At 34.5% G+C, this 18,950-nt stretch carries 12 protein-coding genes; all 12 read left to right on the forward strand.

All coding sequences use genetic code 11. From position 1 onward, the window contains the following. Positions 1–183: 183 nt before the first annotated feature. The 12 genes from B0A64_RS14045 to B0A64_RS14100 all read left to right on the forward strand — a co-directional run bounded on the left by B0A64_RS14045 (position 184) and on the right by B0A64_RS14100 (position 18,946). The gene (locus B0A64_RS14045; RefSeq protein ID WP_089480150.1) at positions 184–1,161 is read left to right on the forward strand and encodes a ribonucleotide-diphosphate reductase subunit beta; all 978 of its coding nucleotides are present in this window, start codon (positions 184–186) and stop codon (positions 1,159–1,161) included. A gap of 264 nt (positions 1,162–1,425) precedes the next feature. Next, complete coding sequence (locus tag B0A64_RS14050; protein WP_089480151.1) at positions 1,426–3,822, forward strand: ribonucleoside-diphosphate reductase subunit alpha; 2,397 nt, start codon at positions 1,426–1,428, stop codon at positions 3,820–3,822. A 543-nt stretch (positions 3,823–4,365) separates the two neighbouring features. Further along, entirely contained in the window at positions 4,366–5,763 is a 1,398-nt protein-coding gene (locus tag B0A64_RS14055) for a DUF1800 domain-containing protein (RefSeq protein ID WP_089480152.1), read from the forward strand. A 12-nt stretch (positions 5,764–5,775) separates the two neighbouring features. After that, positions 5,776–6,942 (forward strand): DUF1501 domain-containing protein, encoded by a 1,167-nt coding sequence (locus tag B0A64_RS14060; protein WP_089480153.1) that lies wholly within the window; start codon positions 5,776–5,778, stop codon positions 6,940–6,942. Between the two features lie 484 nt (positions 6,943–7,426). Next, on the forward strand, positions 7,427–8,254 hold the full coding sequence (locus tag B0A64_RS14065; protein ID WP_089480154.1) for a prephenate dehydratase: 828 nt from the start codon (positions 7,427–7,429) through the stop codon (positions 8,252–8,254). Between the two features lie 153 nt (positions 8,255–8,407). After that, positions 8,408–9,553, forward strand: a complete 1,146-nt coding sequence (locus B0A64_RS14070) for a pyridoxal phosphate-dependent aminotransferase (protein WP_089480155.1) — start codon at positions 8,408–8,410, stop codon at positions 9,551–9,553. 261 nt (positions 9,554–9,814) lie between these two features. Next, positions 9,815–10,675: a prephenate dehydrogenase gene (locus B0A64_RS14075; RefSeq protein ID WP_089480156.1), complete on the forward strand. Its 861-nt coding sequence runs from the start codon at positions 9,815–9,817 to the stop codon at positions 10,673–10,675. Between the two features lie 12 nt (positions 10,676–10,687). Further along, positions 10,688–11,770 (forward strand): bifunctional 3-deoxy-7-phosphoheptulonate synthase/chorismate mutase type II, encoded by a 1,083-nt coding sequence (locus B0A64_RS14080; protein ID WP_089480157.1) that lies wholly within the window; start codon positions 10,688–10,690, stop codon positions 11,768–11,770. Positions 11,771–12,189: 419 nt separating this feature from the next. After that, positions 12,190–15,258, forward strand: coding sequence for a VIT domain-containing protein (locus B0A64_RS14085; RefSeq protein ID WP_089480158.1), 3,069 nt, complete (start codon positions 12,190–12,192; stop codon positions 15,256–15,258). 141 nt (positions 15,259–15,399) lie between these two features. After that, positions 15,400–16,377, forward strand: coding sequence for a ribosome small subunit-dependent GTPase A (gene rsgA / locus B0A64_RS14090; RefSeq protein ID WP_089480159.1), 978 nt, complete (start codon positions 15,400–15,402; stop codon positions 16,375–16,377). Between the two features lie 145 nt (positions 16,378–16,522). Then, positions 16,523–16,975, forward strand: a complete 453-nt coding sequence (dtd, locus tag B0A64_RS14095; RefSeq protein ID WP_089480160.1) for a D-aminoacyl-tRNA deacylase — start codon at positions 16,523–16,525, stop codon at positions 16,973–16,975. A gap of 63 nt (positions 16,976–17,038) precedes the next feature. Next, positions 17,039–18,946: a DUF3857 domain-containing protein gene (locus B0A64_RS14100; RefSeq protein WP_089480161.1), complete on the forward strand. Its 1,908-nt coding sequence runs from the start codon at positions 17,039–17,041 to the stop codon at positions 18,944–18,946. Positions 18,947–18,950 lie beyond the last annotated feature (4 nt).

The following is an 18,950-nucleotide window of genomic DNA, read 5'->3' on the forward strand; positions in this document are numbered from 1 at the left end:
GCTTTTAAGTAGTTCATTTACAATAAATTAATTATTTGTCTGAAAAATATCTCAAATTTATAGCGTTGTTAAAAACTACGCCGAATTGTGAATAAGTTTGGCTTTCATTTTTAGCGATAATTGACAATCTTTGTAGTCTATTGAATTAGTAAAAATTCGATACAAAAATTAAACAAAATTACCATGTCACAAGTCGAACCAATATTACAAGAAAATAAAAATCGTTTCGTTATTTTTCCTATCAAACATCATGACATTTGGGAATGGTACAAGAAAATGGAGGCTAGTTTCTGGACTGCCGAAGAAATCGATTTACATCAGGACTTGACAGATTGGAATAATAAACTTAGTGACGACGAAAGATATTTTATTAAACATATTTTGGCATTCTTTGCTGCTTCTGACGGAATCGTAAATGAGAACCTGGCAGAGAACTTTGTAAACGAAGTTCAATATGCCGAAGCAAAGTTTTTCTATGGTTTTCAGATCATGATGGAAAACATTCATAGCGAAACGTATTCTCTTCTAATTGATACCTATGTAAAAGATGAAGCAGAGAAAGCAGAATTATTTAATGCCTTAGAAGTTTTTCCTGCAATTAAGAAAAAAGCAGACTGGGCATTAAAATGGATTGAATCTGATTCGTTTGCCGAAAGACTAATTGCTTTTGCAGCAGTTGAAGGGATTTTCTTTTCAGGAGCTTTCTGTTCTATTTATTGGTTAAAGAAACGTGGTTTAATGCCAGGTTTGACTTTTTCTAACGAATTGATTTCTCGTGACGAAGGTGTACACTGTGACTTTGCAGTACACTTGCACAATCATCATTTGATTAATAAAGTGCCAAAAGAAAGAATTAAAGAAATTATTACTGATGCTTTAGATATCGAAAGAGAATTTGTTACAGAATCTCTTCCGGTAAGTTTAATAGGTATGAATGCTACTTTAATGACGCAATATCTGGAATTCGTTGCAGATCGATTATTAGTAGAATTAGGTTGCGAGCGTGTGTATGGATCAGCAAATCCGTTTGACTTCATGGATATGATCTCTCTTCAGGGAAAAACTAATTTCTTTGAAAAACGTGTTGCAGAGTATCAAAAATCAGGTGTAATGAACACAGATAGTGATGCTCAGAAAATTTCATTCGATGCAGACTTTTAGACAACCAGAATAATTTTAGTGTTAACTGGAAACACTAAAAAGAATAAAATTTTTTTACAAACATTTTTTGATTGAATCTCTTTCCCAAATCGCAGGTTCAATGACAATTTTTAATGCCTTTTCGGTTTATTTTATAGACTGGAACAGATAACTATTGAGAATCCTGCAATTCTCAAAAAATAATTTAAAAACACGCAATGTTTAAGCCATGGAATTCGTTATTCCAATGTCTTTCATTTTTTCAATAACTAAAATAGTAAGCTTATGTATGTAGTAAAAAGAGATGGCCATAAAGAGCCAGTAATGTTTGATAAGATTACAGAAAGAATCAAAAAATTGTGTTACGGCTTAAACGAGCTTGTAGATCCTGTTAAGGTAGCCATGCGTGTTATCGAAGGATTGTATGATGGAGTTTCAACTTCTGAACTAGATAACCTTGCAGCTGAAACGGCAGCTTCAATGACGATTGCACATCCGGATTATGCTCAGTTAGCAGCTCGTGTGGCAATTTCAAACCTACATTCGAATACTAAAAAGTCGTTTTCAGAAACGATGAAAGATATGTACAATTACGTAAATCCAAGAAATGGTCAGGAAGCACCATTACTTTCGGATGAAGTATTCAACGTAATTCAGGAAAACTCTGCTTTCCTTGATTCTCATATTATTTATACAAGAGATTTCAATTACGATTACTTTGGTTTCAAAACCTTAGAGCGTTCGTATTTGCTAAAGATAAACGGTAAAATCGTCGAAAGACCACAACACATGTTGATGCGTGTTTCAGTTGGTATTCACCTTGACGATTTAAAATCAGTAATCGAAACTTACGACTTAATGTCTAAAAAGTTCTTCACGCATGCAACACCAACGTTGTTTAATGCAGGAACTCCAAAACCACAAATGTCTTCTTGTTTCCTTTTGGCAATGCAGGACGATAGTATTGATGGTATTTATGACACCTTAAAACAAACGGCAAAAATCTCGCAATCAGCAGGAGGAATTGGTCTTTCTATTCATAACGTTCGTGCAACAGGATCTTATATTCGTGGTACAAACGGAACGTCAAACGGGATCGTACCTATGTTGAGAGTTTTCAACGATACGGCGCGTTACGTAGATCAGGGTGGTGGAAAACGTAAAGGAAGTTTTGCGATTTACATCGAAACATGGCATGCAGATATCTTCGACTTTTTAGATTTAAAGAAAAATACAGGAAAAGAAGAAATGCGTGCGCGTGATTTATTCTTCGCCATGTGGACCTCTGATTTATTCATGAAACGCGTTCAGGAAGATGCATCATGGACTTTAATGTGTCCTAACGAATGCCCTGGATTATACGATGTTTACGGAGAAGAATTCGAAACTATGTATCTTGATTATGAATTTAGAGGAAAAGGTAGAAAAACCATTCGTGCACGGGAATTATGGGAGAAAATCCTGGAATCACAAATCGAAACAGGAACTCCGTATATGTTGTACAAAGATGCAGCAAACCGTAAATCGAACCACAAGAATTTAGGAACAATTCGTTCATCGAACTTGTGTACAGAGATTATGGAGTATACATCAAAAGATGAAATCGCGGTTTGTAATCTGGCATCTATTTCGTTGCCAATGTTTATTGAAAACGGAAAATTTGATCACGAAGCACTTTACAACGTAACAAAACGTGTAACCCGTAACCTGAACAAAGTAATCGACAGAAACTACTATCCGGTAAAAGAAGCTGAAAATTCTAACTTACGCCACCGTCCGGTTGGTTTAGGAGTTCAGGGATTAGCAGATGCTTTTATCATGTTGCGTATGCCGTTTACAAGTGACGAAGCAAAAGTATTAAATCAGGAAATTTTCGAAACCTTATACTTCGCAGCCGTAACCGCTTCTATGGAAATGGCAAAAGAAGAAGGACCATATTCTACATTTGCAGGTTCTCCAATGTCACAAGGAGAATTTCAATACAACATGTGGGGAATGAAAGATGAAGAATTGTCTGGTCGTTGGGACTGGGCATCCTTAAGAAAAGAAGTAATGGAACATGGAGTTCGTAACTCCTTATTAGTTGCGCCAATGCCAACAGCTTCGACTTCTCAAATCCTTGGAAACAATGAAGCTTTTGAACCCTATACATCAAACATTTACACACGTCGTGTATTGTCTGGAGAATTTATCGTAGTAAACAAGCACTTACTTCACGATTTAGTAGACAGAGGTTTGTGGAACGAAACACTGAAACAAGAAATAATGCGTCATAACGGATCAGTTCAAAATATTGATGTGATTCCGCAAGACCTTAAAGAACTATACAAAACAGTTTGGGAAATGTCTATGAAAGACATTATCGATATGTCACGTCAAAGAGGTTATTTTATTGACCAATCGCAATCATTGAACTTGTTCATGCAAGATGCAAACTATTCTAAATTGACGTCAATGCACTTTTACGCTTGGCAATCAGGTTTAAAAACAGGAATGTATTACCTAAGAACAAAATCTGCGGTTGATGCAATTAAATTTACCCTAAACAACGATAAAAAAGAAGAAGATGCACCGGCAACTTTAGTTCCGGAAACAGAAGCAATCAGCGTTGAGGATTATAAAGCAATGCTTTTAAAAGCACAAGCAGCAGAACCTGATGATTGTGAAATGTGTGGGTCTTAATTCTTTTTATTTAGAGGAAAGAAAATAGAGTAAAGAAGAAAGATTTATATCTTTAAATTTATAGAAAGCAGTTATTGTAATGATAGCTGCTTTTGTTTTTTTAGGAGCTATTTACTTCAATTGGAGTTAGTCATTATTCAATAGAAATTTATGAAAAAAATGATGTTGTTTGTGTTTTGTCAATTGCCAGAAACAAACAATCTTCAATCTTTCGCCAGAGCCCAAGGTTTCAACCTTGGGAATACAATGTTATCAGATCCAATTCTGATCCAATACGTGTCCCAAGGTTTCAACCTTGGGCTATGTTGTTAATATTGTTTTAATAGAATTGAGGTATTACAAATAGGAGTCCAATAAGGTTTCTTTTTTAATTAATTTGTCTATTTCCACGTCAATTAGAATTGGACAATATTCCCAAAAATTCCCCGTTCTAATTATTACCAAAGATTTTTAAAACTTAGTCCCTTAGTAACTAAGAAACTCAGAACCTTCTCTTTAAACCTTTAAGAGAAAGTCAAGTCTTATTGTAATAATTTCTGAATTATGAAAAAAAGCAATCTTTGGTCCTTACGATTGGGTTTTTCCGGAAAAGAATCCGATGTAATAGAAAAATTAGGATTAGAAAAATTTCTAAAACATTCCTATGACTCAAAATTCGATAATCAACTCCCCGCTTTTTTAAATGACGATCCCAAAACATTAATCGAGCTCAAAGAGCTTAAGGAATCGATAAAAACTGCAGATACAGAAGCTAAAAAGAAAATCCTCAAGCAGGAAATTTATTCATCGGTTGAATTAAAAAAATGGTGGATTAGCAAAATGCGAAACGACGAATTTCCGCTACGGGAAAACATGGTTTGTTTCTGGCACAATCATTTTGTTTCTACAACCCAAAAAGTAAAAGTCAATTACTGGATTTACCAGCACAATATGATTTTACGAGAACACGCCTTTGGCAATTTCAAAAAACTGACCAAGGAAATTGTAAAATCAAATGCAATGGTCAAATACCTGGACAATGTCGATAATAAAAAAAGGAAGTACAATGAGAATTTAAGTCGGGAATTACTGGAATTATTTACAATTGGGATTGGAAATTATTCTGAAAGTGACATCAAAGAAGGCGCAAGAGCCTTGGCCGGATTAAATTACGGAGATGACGGAGCAATATATAGAAGCCTGGCGCAGGACAATACCAATAAAACGTATTTCGGGAAAACCGGAAACTGGAATTCAGATGATCTGGTTGATATTATTTTTGAACAAAAAAACATTCCGTATCTCATTACCCGAAAAATTCTCAAATGGTTTATTTATGATAATCCGTCAGAAGAATTAGTGATCTATTATGGCGATTGTTTCAGAAAAGTAAAGTTCGAAATACAGCCTTTATTAACCAAAATTTTTACCGAAGAATATAAAAAAGAAACCTCAGGAACGAAGATCAAAGATCCGCTGGTTTATATTTTACAGCTTTTGGATGAATTACATATCGACGATCTTGATGATGGTATGATTCTCTATTTTCTAAAGCAACAAGGAATGGATTTGTACAATCAGGTCAATGTAAAAGGTTGGGACGGCGGAAATTCCTGGTTAACTTCACAAATTTATTTACAACGCAACAATACCTCAGATTTGCTTTGCAGCGGTAGAAGTATTACCAGAAAAGTATTGAATACAATGACTTCCGATACTGAAAAGCCAAAAGCAGAATTGGAGAAAATTGATGTAAAAATCGACTTTGATGCTAACGGAAATAATAAAACCATAATCACCGAATTGTCAGACAGATTATTATTTAAAGTAAATGATTCGATGCAAAAGGATATGGAGAATTTGCTGAAATACGATTTCGACCCAAAAGAAGCCCACGCCAATTTTGCCGTTATACGACTTTTTGATTATATCACGAAACTACCCGAATATCAATTAATTTAGAAAGCTACAGCTATGAACAGAAGGAATTTTCTAACGCTTACAGGAACTTTTACTGGCGGAATGCTGGTGCTTCCTGATTTTTTGCACGCTTTTGGTTCGCAAAATAATTTAGTAACAGGCGATCAATGTATTGTATTTGTACAATTGAATGGCGGAAACGATGGTTTAAACACTTTTATTCCGTACGATAATCCGTTGTATTATGATTTAAGGACCAAAATAGCTTTGAATAAAGATTTGGTTATTAGTAAGAATAACGGAATGGCTTTTCATCCTTCGTTAAAAGATTTTGCTCAAATGCAGCAAAACGGAGATTTAACCGTAATCCAGAATGTGGGATATCCGGAACCAATTCGATCGCATTTTCGCAGTCAGGAAATTTGGCAAACCGCAACAGATTCTAATAAATACATCAACGAAGGCTGGTTAGGACGTTATCTCGATTTGCAATGCAACGGACATCAGGCGACGGCTGGAATCAATCTGGATTCGATCGATAATCTGGCATTAAAAGGATTAGAGCCTAATTCGATTACGGTAAAAGATCCAAACCGATTTAAAGTAAAATCAGATAAAGAAGAAAATGTAACCTTGTCCGATAATCCGCAATTAGATTTTGTTCGAAAAATTGCCAATTCCGTTACCGAAGGTTCAGATGAAATTCAGAAAGCCCTGGCCAAATCAAAATCAGAAATCACTTATCCTAAAACCGACTTATCAAAAAACCTGGAATGGATTGGCCGCTTGATAAAAGGAAATCTAAATTCGAAAGTATATTATACTTCGCTTGGCGGATTTGATACACATGATAATCAACTTGTCATTCAAGAAAAACAATTAACCACTTTAAATGATGCTTTGTACAGTTTTTATCAGGATTTAAAACAAGCACAATTACTTCAAAATGTTACTATCGTAGTGTTTTCAGAATTTGGGCGACGCGTAAAAGATAACGGAAACGGAACAGATCACGGTACTGCCGCGCCAATGTTTATAATAGGAGGAAGTAACAAGGGAACTATTTTAGGACATAATCCGGATTTAGCGAACCTGGATAATGGCGATTTAAAATACGAAACTGATTTTAGAAGTGTCTATGCTTCATTACTACAGCAAAAAATGAATTTCGATTATTCGAAAATTGGGATTAAGAACCAGCCGGTCTCGGGGTTGTTTTGAGAATTGCTTGCCACGAATTACACGAATTTTCATTTTATTAATTGTTGAATTTTAATTAAAAATTAGAGAAATTGAATATCATGATTGTAATAATTTGTGTCAATTTGTGAAATTCGTGGCGAAAAAAACTTAGAACCTTAGCATCTCAGAACCTTAGGGCCTTAGAAAAACCAATTGTAAATATCTCATTTTAAACCTGTTTTTTTATATTATCATACAAAACATCATAAATTTGTTAAGAAATCCTTTTTTGTTTCATAAAATGCAATATTTTTTTTGGTGCACTGAAATTAATTTATACATTCGCAGAGAATTTATTGAAAAACACAAACAAAATGTCTAATAACCGTTTTTATTTTAGCAACTCTTTTTATTTCTTCTTTAGTAGAAGTGAGGATTGTGCTATGGTTATTTGAGAAAATTAAAAAAGACAAATAAAACTAATATACAATCCTGATGAAAATCAGGATTTTTTTTTGAATATATGACAACTAAAATTGCAATACAAGGTATAAAAGGTTCTTTTCATCATCAGGTTGTGAAAGAGTATTTCTCTGAAAATGTGGAAATTGATGAATGTTTGTCGTTTGAAGAATTGATTGACAGCCTGCTTTCAGGAAAAACAGACCAGGCAGTTATGGCAATTGAAAATTCGATTGCAGGGCCAATAATTCCGAATTATGCTTTGATTGACAAGAATAATTTACACATAATTGGAGAGCATTATTTGAATATTAGTCAAAATTTAATGACGCTGAAAGGTCAGAAAATCGAAGATATAAAAGAAGTTCATTCGCACCCAATGGCAATATTGCAATGTATGGATTTCTTAAAACAATATCCGAACATTAAGTTAGTTGAAGACAAAGATACAGCCGAAACAGCCAGAAGAATTCAGGAAAAACAACTAACCGGAATCGCTGCTATAGCAAGTAAAACGGCATCTGAAATGTATGATCTGGATATTATAGCTCCGGAAATTCAAACGATCAAAAACAATATGACTCGTTTTGTGATTATCAAAAAGCAAAATTCATTTGTTCCCGAAAACGAAATCAACAGAGCATCGATCAAATTTGAATTGGATCACAAAAGAGGAAGTTTGGCAGCCGTTTTGAATGTAATGAGCGATTGCAAACTGAATTTAACGAAAATCCAGTCGCTACCAAAAATTGAAACACCTTGGAAATATTCGTTTTTCGTAGATGTAACATTCGAGAAATACGAAGATTTTGCAAAAGCCAAATCCTTATTAAGCATAATGGCAGAGTATTTTAAAATATTAGGAGAATATAAAAATACAAAACCATAAGGTTGATATTTTAAATACAATTGTCAGGCTGAGCGAAGTCGAAGCCCATGTTCCAATTGGAAAGCTCTTCGACTTCGCTAAGGGTGACAGGTCAAAAAGAGAAAAGCATAAAGCTTACGGCCTAAAGCCTAAAGCAAAATATAAATAAAAAAAATGATTACAACAGCAAAAAGATTAGATACAGTTGAAGAATATTACTTCTCCTCAAAATTGAGAGAAGTACGTCAGCTACAATCTGAGGGAAAACCTATTATCAATATGGGAATTGGAAGCCCTGATTTGAGTCCGTCCAAAGCAGTAATTGAAGCAGTCGCTGCAGCAATTCAAGACGAAAACGGGCATGGTTATCAGAGCTATCAGGGATTACCGGAATTGAGAAAAGGAATGGCAGATTTTTATCAGAATCAGTTTGGTGTTGAATTAAATCCGAATAATGAGATTTTGCCTCTGATGGGTTCGAAAGAAGGAATTATGCACATTTCGTTAGCATTTTTAAATGAAGGCGATCACGTTTTAATTCCGAATCCAGGTTATCCAACCTATATGTCGGTAACGAATTTGGTAGGTGCAGTTCCGGTTTATTATGATCTAAAAGAAGCAAATGCCTGGGAACCGGATTTTGAAGCTCTTGAAAAATTAGACCTTTCGAAAGTAAAAATTATGTGGCTGGGATATCCGCACATGCCAACTGGAGCAAGAGGAAGTTTAGCGTTATTTGAAAAATTGGTTGCATTTGTTAGAAAACACAACATATTATTGATCAACGACAATCCGTATAGTTTTGTTTTGAATGATAACCCAATGAGTCTATTACAGGTTGAAGGTGCAAAAGAAGTGGCTTTAGAATTGAATTCGCTTAGTAAAACATTCAATATGGCAGGCTGGAGAGTGGGGATGGTTTTAGGAAATCCTGAAATTATCGATGCAGTTCTAAAAGTAAAAAGCAACATGGATAGCGGAATGTTCTACGGAATCCAGAAAGGAGCAGTTGCAGCGTTGAATTGTGATAAATCATGGTTCGAAGATCAAAACAAAATTTACAGACGCCGTCGTGAATTGACAGAAAAACTAGCAGAGAAATTAGGCTGCAAAGTTTATACAGCAGGTGTTGGGCTTTTTGTCTGGGCAAAACTTCCGGAAGGAATCGAATCATCAGAAAAGTTCATTGACGAAATATTATACGAGAAACACATTTTTATCACACCGGGAACAATCTTTGGGAGTAATGGAGAAGGATATATCAGATTCTCGTTGTGTGTGAAAGAAGAAAAAGTACAAGAAGCGATAGATCGATTTTAGAAGCAAGAAGCAAGAGGCAAGAGTAAAGAGTAAAGAGTAAAGAATCAAGATTTTTATTCAGATTGTCAGGCTGAGCGAAGTCGAAGCCCACGTTCTAGTTGGAGCGCCCTTCGACTTCGCTCAGGGTGACAGAAAAGATTAAAGGTTTTGAAAAAACGAGAAGCCCTAGCCTTGATAGAAGTGGAAATCCTTTTGTGTCCGCTGCGGCGGATAGAAAAGATTGAAACGGATAGCAGGAAATAGCTTCTAATAAAAAGAAATATGAAAGTATACGTAATAGGAATAGGGTTAATAGGCGGTTCGATGGTACTGGACATCAAAGGCCAACATCCTGATGCAACTATTTTTGGAATAGATAGTAACGAAAAACACTTGCAGGAAGCAATTGATTTAGGTGTTATTGATCAGGCAGGAAGCTTTGAAGAATTGGTTGATGCTGATTTTGTAATTGTTTCGGTTCCGGTAGATGTGGCGCTGACGGTTTTGCCTAAAGTACTGGATTTGGTTGGAGATAAAACAATTGTTTTTGAAGTAGGTTCGACTAAAAAACCAATTTGTGATGCTGTTGCCAGTCACCCAAAAAGAAGAAATTTTATCGCAACACATCCTATAGCAGGAACGGAGTTTTCAGGACCTTCGGCAGCGATAAGAGGTTTGTTTCAAGGGAAGACAAACATTATTTGCGAGGTGGAAAAAACTACTTTTAAATTGCAGGAAAAGGCGTTAAAGCTTTTTAGCGAAATAGGAATGAGAATTCGATATATGGATCCAACTTCGCACGACAAACACATTGCTTACGTTTCGCATTTGTCGCACATTAGTTCGTTTATGCTTGGGAAAACGGTAATGAACAAGGAAAAAGACGAACAGGATATTTTTGACATGGCAGGAAGTGGATTTGAAAGTACGGTTCGTTTAGCTAAAAGTTCTCCCGCGATGTGGACACCGATTTTTAAGCAAAACAAAGAACATGTTATCGAAACATTAGAAGAATATATTTCAAACCTGAGTCGGTTTAGAGACTTGCTGAAAGACGAAAATTACAACGCCATTTTTGAAGAAATGGAAAGCACAAATAAAATTAAAGAGATATTAAACGGATTAACAACAACTAAGAAATAAATTAAAATTAAGATGGAAAATAAAAAAGAAATGAGAAAGTGGTTAGAAGATTTCAATTTAAATCACCCACTTGTGATAGCTGGACCTTGTAGTGCAGAAACGGAAGATCAGGTTTTGAAAATTGCTCACGAATTGAAAGATTCAAAAGTTAGTGTATTCAGAGCTGGAATCTGGAAACCAAGAACACGTCCGGGAGGATTTGAAGGTGTTGGAGAAATTGGTTTAAAATGGTTACAAAAAGCTAAAAAAGAAACTGGTTTATTAATGGGAACTGAGGTTGCGACTGCGGCTCACTGTAAACTGGCTTTAGAACATGATATCGACGTTTTATGGGTTGGTGCCCGTACAACTGCAAACCCATTCGCAGTTCAGGAAATTGCTGATACACTTAAAGGAACTGATAAAATCGTTTTGGTTAAAAACCCGGTAAACCCGGATTTGGCTTTATGGTTAGGTGGTGTTGAGCGTTTACACATGGCTGGAATCGAGAAGTTAGGAGTTATTCACAGAGGTTTCTCTACTTACGAAAAAACTAAATACAGAAACATTCCAGAATGGCAAATTGCTATCGAATTGCAAAATAAATTTCCTGATTTACCATTAATCATCGACCCGTCTCACATTACCGGAGATCGTAAAATGATTTTTGAAGTAACACAAGAGGCTTTAGATTTGAATTATGATGGTATGATTATCGAAACGCACTACGATCCGGACAACGCCTGGTCTGATGCTGCTCAACAAGTTACTCCAGACGTTTTGAAACAAATCATTAAAGATTTGACGATTAGAAAAACGGATGATACTACAGATCAGTACACTCAAAAAATGACTAAACTAAGAGCTAACATCGATGTACTTGATGCTAACTTATTAGAGTTATTAGGAAAACGTATGAAAGTAGCGGACGAAATTGGTCAGGTAAAAAAAGATGCAAACGTAGCGATTCTTCAAAACAACCGTTGGAACGAAATCTTAGGAAAAATGATCCTTGAAGGAGAGAAAAAAGGTCTTACGGAAGAGTTTGTTTTAAGAATGTTCAAAGCAATTCACCAGGAAAGTATTGGTCACCAAGAGAAAATTTTCAACGCATAATTTTCTAAACCATATAAATGATATAAGTTAATTTAAGTTTTATTAAAACTATTTTAAAATTTTCTTATAGCATTGATTGAAAATAGATTGTTTTTTTTAAGAATCTCCGGCACTTTGTAAAAAAAAGTGTTGGAGATTTTTTTTTGGTTATAAATCATAATACGGTTAAATAGAATTTTCTATAAAAACATAGCCCACGGTTTCAACTGTGGGGACAAAGATTTGCGATTCCAAAAGATTGCAACATTGATTGAGCTCGCACGGTTGAAACCGTGCGCTATAGTTTACAAGGTTTTTAATCTCAATCTTAGGCTTATATTTTCTTATATAACTGATATGGTTTGATTTTTTTATAACCCATTCCAACCTTTTTAGATTTTATATGCTCTATAGTTATATACAAACTTAACTCTCGTGTTATGAAATCAAAAAGACGTTTATCTAAGCCAGAATTTTTTCAAGTAAATTGGAAAGTATTGCTTTATTTCTTGTTGTTTTTAACAACAAAATCTTTTGCACAAAGCCCTGAATTAACGGTTAAAGGCGATGATGCCCAAAAAGTGCGAATGAATAAACTAATTGTAAATGTAAAAGTGGTGGGAAACATTGCTTACACTACTGCCGAAATGCATTTTTTTAATTCAGGAACCCGTCAGATGGAAGCAGAACTTATTTTTCCGTTACCGGAAAATGTTTCGGTTTCAAGATATGCCATCGACATAAATGGGAAAATACGAGAAGCGGTTCCGGTAAATAAAAATAAGGGAAAACAGGTTTTTGAAGCAATCGAACATCGTCGCGTTGATCCGGGATTATTGGAGAAAGTAGATGGAAATAATTTTAAAACCAGAATTTATCCTATAATGCCAAACGGAGAACGAACCGTAATTATTGGTTACGAAGAAGAACTTAGAGCATTTGATAAAGATAATTTGGCGTATCAGTTAGTAAGTCGTTATCCTGAAAAACTAGATCAGTTTGAGATGAATGTTTCGGTTTTGGGAACCGAGGTGTCGCCAACTGTTGCAGAAAATTCCGGGGATGCAATTACTTTTTCAAAATGGAATCAATCTTTTCAGACTTCCATTAAAAAAGAAAACTATCAGCCTTCTGAAAAATTAGTTTTTAAAATTCCAATTCAGCAAAATATTCCAAGTGTATTGATGCAGGATGTTGGCGGTCAGCATTATTTTTATGGTAATACTTTTATTGAGGGCAATAAAATAGCCAAGAAAAATCCAACTTCGATTGGTTTAATTTGGGATAACTCGTTGAGCTGTAAAACGAGAGATTTAAAAAAGGAACTGGTTTTGCTTGAGGGTTATTTTAAGAAAATAAAAAACACAAAGGTTACGTTGTACTTTTTGAATTATAGTTTCGAAAAACAAAAGGATTATGTTATTGTTAATGGAAATTGGGCAGAATTAAAAGCGGCTTTAGAGAATGCAAAATATGACGGAGGAACCCGTTTTTCGCAAATAAATTTTTTAAACAATGACGAATATTTATTTTTCTCCGACGGACTTTCGTCTCTGAGTGATGCTGTTTTGCCTAAAACTAAAAAGCCAATTTACACGATCACATCATCTGTATCTGCTGATTTTGCTTTTTTAAATTATTCGGCAATGCAAACAGGCGGAAATTTTATCAATTTAAACCAGATAAATCAGGAAGTTGCTTTGGATAAATTGGCGAATACTAATTTGAAATTTTTAGGTATAAAAGAGAATTATACAGTAACTGATTTGTTTCCAATGGCAGGAACTTCGGCTTCCGGTAGTTTTAGTTTCTCGGGAATTTCCCTGAATCCAAAAAATGAAATTACATTGTTGTTTGGATATAATAGCGAAGCTGTTTTAGAAAGAAAAATTACTCTGGATGCAGCAACTCAAAATACCAAAGATGTAAATATAGAAAAACTTTGGGCTCAGAAAAAAATAGCTAATCTTGATTTTCAATATGCAAAAAATGGGGATGAAATAGAGCTTCTGGGAAAAAAATACGGAATTATAACCAAGAATACTTCGTTGATTGTTTTAGAAGATATTAGAGATTATATTGCTTATGACATTATTCCGCCAGCAGAATTGCGTGCTGAGTTTGATCGAATTAAAAAACAAGAACAGGATAATAATCTGGCACAGCAAAAAAACAATTGGCAAAGTATTGAAAGTTATTTTCAGGGATTGAATGATTGGTGGAAAAAAGATACTAAATATACAGCACAGAAAATTTCTTCGAAAAATAAAAAAAGGAAAGGGTCTGAAACTATAAAAGGAGATCCCGATGCCACCATGACGGTAGATGAACCTGTTGGTTCAGGAAGTTCAGCAATGGTAATGGAGAATGACGTAATATCTCAGAATGCTCCGCCACAGGCAGATAAAGTTGCATTTGTACAACCCGCATTGGCAAGGGCAGCTGAAACAACAAATAGAAATAAAGCAAAGGATGAACTGGAAGAGGTAGTTGCGGGTAAAGTTGCGGGAGTTCAAGTGCAGGAATCACCAAATAATAGTATAGCCCAAGATCAGGAAACAACTGCTAATGCAGCATTAAAAGATGCCGATTTTAATCGTACTATAAATGATTCTAAAACCTGGAATCCGGATCGATTGTATTTAAAAGCTTTAGCATTAGCACCAAAAGAAAAACAATATGATTTGTACTTTGAACTAAGAAAAGCACAGGAAAGAAATCCGAGTTTTTATTTTGATGTGGCGCATTTTTTCTACAATCAGGGGGATGTAAAAAAAGCATTACAGGTTATCAGTAATATTGCCGATTTAGGTTTAGAAAACCACCAGCTTTATAAAACGCTTACTTATACATTACGCCAATGGAAAGCCTATGATGATGCCTTGTTTACTGCAGCACAAATTGCAAAATGGAGAGCGCATGAACCACAAAGCCTTAGAGATTATGCCTTGACTCTGGAAGATGCAGGAAAATATCAGGAAGCTTTTGACCAATTGATTAAGGCATTAGAGGTTAATTATTACGGAGAAATGAGCGGACAATATGAGGGTGTAGAAGATATTATTTTAATGGATATTAATCGTTTAACGGCAGAACATAAAGATTTAAAAACAGGTAAACTCGATAAAAAATATTTGGCAAAAATGCCTGTTGCTATCAGAATAATTATGAATTGGAACCTGATGGATGTAGATTTAGATCTTCATGTTATAGAGCCAGATGGAGAAGAGTGTTATTATGCACATAAGAGTACGCAAGCTGGCGCGAGATTTTCAAAAGATTTTACGCAAGGTTACGGGCCTGAACAATATTTGATCCGAAATGCTGTAAAAGGAAAATACCAAATTAAAACCAACTATTTTGGCGAAACTGAATTAACAGAAAATGGCCCTGCAACTGTTATGGTAGAAATTTATACGACTACGGCAGGAAAAACATCAAGAACATTAAAAACAATTCAGCTAGGAAAAATCAAAGAAAATGAAATTTTAGCCGAAATTGTTTGGTAAATGAACCAATATTAGGATCTGTTTTTTAATTTTAAAAGGCGAAGTTGCGTTGTTCAATTCTAAAAACGTAATTTTGCCTTTTAATATTTTTTAGATTTCAGAGTAATCTAAAATCTAAAATCAGAAATCTAAAAGTAAAGAATGACAGGACTCGTATATAAATCTACAGGAAGTTGGTATACTGTAAAATCTGAAAAAGGCGATTTTATAGAATGCCGTATGAAAGGGAAGTTTAGGATGAAAGGTATTAAAAGTACCAATCCTATTGCTGTAGGCGATATTGTCGATTATGAACTCGAAGAAACTTCGGATGCCTTAACCGGAACAATTTTTAATATTCACGAAAGAAAGAATTATATTGTTCGTAAATCGGTTAATTTATCGCATCAAATGCATATTATCGCGTCGAATATTGATCGCGTATTTTTATTGATAACGATTAATAATCCGCCAACAACTTTTAATTTTATAGACCGATTTTTGGTAACTGCCGAAGCTTATAATATCGAGACTATTCTGGTTTTTAATAAAATAGATACTTTTGATGAGCCAACGCTCGAAGATCAATTGTATATGCAATACGTATATCAGCAAATTGGTTACAAATGTCTTCGCGTTTCTTCGACCGAAATGAAAGGAATTGATGAGCTAAAAGAAATGATGATTGATAAAGTTAGTATGTTCTCCGGACATTCTGGTGTTGGAAAATCGACTTTGGTAAACGCTATGGAGCCATCGTTGCATCTTAAAACCAAGACAATTTCTGAGGCCAGTAAACAAGGTCAGCACACCACAACTTTTGCAGAGATGTATGATTTGTCTTTTAATGCCAAAATTATTGACACTCCGGGAATTAAAGGTTTTGGGATTGTAGATATGGAAAAAGAAGAGATCAGTGGTTATTTTCCTGAGTTTTTTAAACTAAAAGACCAATGTAAGTTTAACAATTGCCTGCACAAAGAAGAGCCACATTGTGCTATAAAAGCAGCTTTAGAAAGAGATGAGATCGCTTGGTCCCGTTACAATAGTTACTTGAAAATATTAGAAGGTGACGACGAAAATTATCGTACAGATTCGTATGATGAAGATCGAAAAGCAAGTGACGAACTAAGGAAATAATTATTAATTGTTAATTGTGAATTATAGACAAAGTTATAATGTAGAGATGCACTGCAGTGCATCTAACGTTAGAATTTAAAATCTTTTTAATTCGTGTATCCGATAGCTATCGGGAGTGGCAAAAAAACACATCATTATATAAAATATGAAAGTAGTTCTTCAAAGAGTTTCAGAAGCATCAGTAACCATAGATCATAAAAAAGTAGCCGATATTCAAAAAGGGTTATTGATATTAGTTGGAATAGAAGATCTCGATATTCAGGAAGATATTGATTGGCTGGTTGGTAAAATTATTAAAATAAGAATTTTTGGCGACGATAATGATGTCATGAATTGTTCTGTTCAGGATGTCGATGGAGATATTATCGTGGTAAGTCAATTTACGCTTCATGCTTCTACAAAAAAAGGCAATCGCCCTTCGTACTTAAAAGCTTCAAAACCTGAATTTGCAATTCCAATGTATGAGAATTTTGTACAGACTTTAGAAAAAGAATTCGGTAAAAAAATTCAAACCGGAATTTTTGGCGCAGATATGAAGGTTAACCTCTTGAACGACGGTCCTGTAACTATTTTAATTGACAGTAAAAATAGAGACTAAAATTTCAGCTACAAAGGTTAAGTATTTCTAAAAATGATATATATTTGGCGAAATTACTTACTAATGAAATTTGCTTTTTTTGGGTTACTATTTTTTTTCTTCGTCCATAATTCTTCTGCTCAAAAGAGCGAATATCTTGCAACTTCTATTGCAGATAGTCTAAAAGAAAATGCTAATGCTGTTGTTCGTTTTGATCAGATTGATATAACAATTCTGTCACAACGAAGCATGAGTACTAAAAATCATCGTGTTGTAACCGTATTAAATGATAAAGGTTTTGATGCCGTGCAAGCTTATGAGTATTATGATAAATCAACTTCGGTTAAAAATATTGAGGCGATAGTTTATGATGCTTTTGGTAAAGAAATCAAAAGAATTAAAAGAAAAGATTTTAAAGACCAAAGTATTGTTGGAGGAAGTACACTTTTTTCAGATAATAGATATGTGTATCTGGATTACACGCCTATTTCTTATCCTTTTACAGTTGAATTTAATAGTGAAGTTCAGACTTCAACAACTGCATTTATTCCAAATTGGATGCCTTTAAGAAGCGCTTATACCAGTATAGAAAAATCAGTTTTAAATGTTATTTACCCTTCAGATTTAGGATTTAAAAAGAAAGAGTTTCAATTCTTCGATTTCAATATTAAGAAGACCATCGATACAAATACGCAGCTTTCTTATATTGCCACGAATATTTTGTCACAAAAAAAAGAAGATTACAGTCCTTCATACAAAGATCTTTTTCCTAAAGTTATGATGGGTCTGGAACGTTTTCATCTGGAAGGCGTTGATGGCACAGCTACAAATTGGGTTGATTTTGGAAAATGGTATTCTGAAAAAATATTATCAGGAACTACAGATTTGCCGGAAGAAACTAAAGCAAAAATAAAAGCCGTTGTTGGCGATGAAAAAGATCCTGTCAAAAAAGCAAAATTGGTTTACGATTTTGTACAAAAAAAATCACGATATGTAAGTATACAGGTTGGTATTGGCGGCTGGAAACCTATGTTGGCTACAGATGTAGATCGTTTAGGGTATGGCGATTGTAAAGCCTTAACCAATTACACAAAAGCACTTTTGCAAGCAGTAGATGTCCCGTCATACAATACAGTATTATATGGGGATACTTATAAAACTAATATCGAATCTGATTTTGTCTCGATGCAAGGAAATCACATGATTTTGTCTATCCCAAATGGCAACCATTATACCTGGTTAGAATGTACAAGCCAGGATGATCCTTTTGGATATCAGGGTACTTTTACAGATGATCGTGATGTTTTGATTATAAAACCGGAAGGTGGAGAAATTGTCAGAACCAAAGTGTATGAAGATTTTGGAAATACCCAAAAAGACAGAGGAACCTATACAATCGATGAAAATGGTAATTTTTCAGGTTCTATTTCGATCGTTTCAGAAGGATCTCAATACAGTTCTAAAGCGAGGATCGAAAATTTACAGCCAACAGAGAAAGAATCACATTATAAAGAATATTGGGACAATATTAATAACCTGAAATTGGGTAAAATAGCTTTTACCAATAACAAAGAGAATATTCGTTTTACGGAGGACGTTCAGGTTACGGCTATAAATTATGCAACCATTTCTGCCAACAAAATGATTTTTACTGTTGATGCCTTCAATCAAAGTTCAGCGAATGTAAAAAGAATCAGGAATAGAAAAAATCCATTTCAAATACAACGTGGTTATTTAGATACAGATGAAATGGAAATTAATCTGCCAACGGGTTTTGCAATAGAATTTTTGCCTTCAAACTTTGAATTAAAAGGAAAGTTTGGGGAATACAAAACCGAAATCATTAAAAAAGAAAATAATAAACTGATATACAAACGCTCGATGTTTTTAAATAAAGGAAAATATTCAAGTAAAGAATATGACGAATATCGTCTTTTTATGGAGCAAGTGTCAAGAAACGATAATGCCAAAATTATATTAATTAAGAACTAACAAA

The sequence above is a fragment of the Flavobacterium araucananum genome (genome assembly GCF_002222055.1).
GTDB lineage: Bacteria > Bacteroidota > Bacteroidia > Flavobacteriales > Flavobacteriaceae > Flavobacterium > Flavobacterium araucananum.